The sequence below is a fragment of the Mesorhizobium sp. M4A.F.Ca.ET.090.04.2.1 genome (assembly GCF_003999085.1).
Taxonomy (GTDB): domain Bacteria; phylum Pseudomonadota; class Alphaproteobacteria; order Rhizobiales; family Rhizobiaceae; genus Mesorhizobium.
In genome coordinates this window covers 1-1,002 of record NZ_RZOT01000922.1, presented here as the reverse complement: position 1 = coordinate 1,002, position 1,002 = coordinate 1, and the positions used below count along the sequence as shown (strand labels likewise).

The window sequence follows — 1,002 nt, the reverse complement described above, 5'->3', positions numbered from 1 at the left end:
GTCCTCGCTGGCGGCCAGCGCCTCGGCATAGCGCGCGCCGCCGACGACCAGTTCGGCGCCATAGCCGCGAATGCGCGCAAGCTTGGCCGGCGGGCTTACCTCGGGAACGAAGATGGTGGCCTTGTGACCGAGCCGCATGGCGGCATAGGCGACCGCCGCGCCGTGATTGCCGCCAGACGCGGCGACCACGCCGGCCGCGGGCACTGAACGCTCCAGCAGGTTGGTAAAGGCGCCGCGCGCCTTGAACGAACCCGAATGCTGCAGGCATTCGAGCTTGAGGCCGACGGCGAGAGGCGCCTTGCCGAAATCGGCCATGTCGACGCGCAGCACCGGCGTGTGGCGGACGTATGGCCGGATGCGCGGCTCCGTCGCGGCGATGCGTTCGCGGGTGATGGTGCTGGGGTTGCTCATAATTCGCTTCCTAACCGTGCCGGCTGTTGTGCACACCAGCCAGGATGAAACTCGTGGCGCCGCCTGTCTACCTCAGCCACTCCGGGATCGAATCCAGTCCGATCAATTCGTCATAGGTCTGGCGCGGGCGCACGACATGAAAACGGTCGCCGTCGACCAGCACTTCCGGCACAAGCAGCCGGGTGTTGTAGGTGCCGGCCTGCACCGCGCCATAGGCGCCGGCAGTGGCGACGGCGATGAGATCGCCGGCCTTCAGCCGCGGCAGGTCTCGATCGAGGCCCAGGAAGTCGCCGGTCTCGCAGACCTGGCCGACCACGTCGACCGTCATGCGCGGCGCTGCCGCCGGCTGCTGCAGTACGGGGCGGATGTCGTGGAAGGCATCGTAAAGCGTCGGCCGGATCAGGTCGTTCATGGCGGCGTCGACGACGAGGAAGTTCTTGGCGTCGCCTTCCTTCACGAAGATGACCTCGGAGACCAGGATGCCGGCATTGCCGACGATCAGCCGGCCCGGCTCGAACATCACCTTCAGGCCGAGCTTGGTGACGTGCTTCCTGACGATCTCGGCATAGGCGTCGGGCAGCGGCGGCGGAC

The 1,002-nt window shown here is 67.4% G+C and carries 1 protein-coding gene and 1 pseudogene; both read right to left on the bottom strand.

Annotation, left to right across the window (positions count from 1 at the left end; all coding sequences use genetic code 11):
* A partial coding sequence (locus tag EN781_RS33165) for a pyridoxal-phosphate dependent enzyme (RefSeq protein WP_127400761.1) occupies positions 1 to 411 on the bottom strand: 411 nt, incomplete at its 3' end.
* A gap of 67 nt (positions 412 to 478) precedes the next feature.
* A pseudogene (locus EN781_RS33160) lies at positions 479 to 1,002 on the bottom strand (diaminopimelate decarboxylase); the annotation flags it as partial.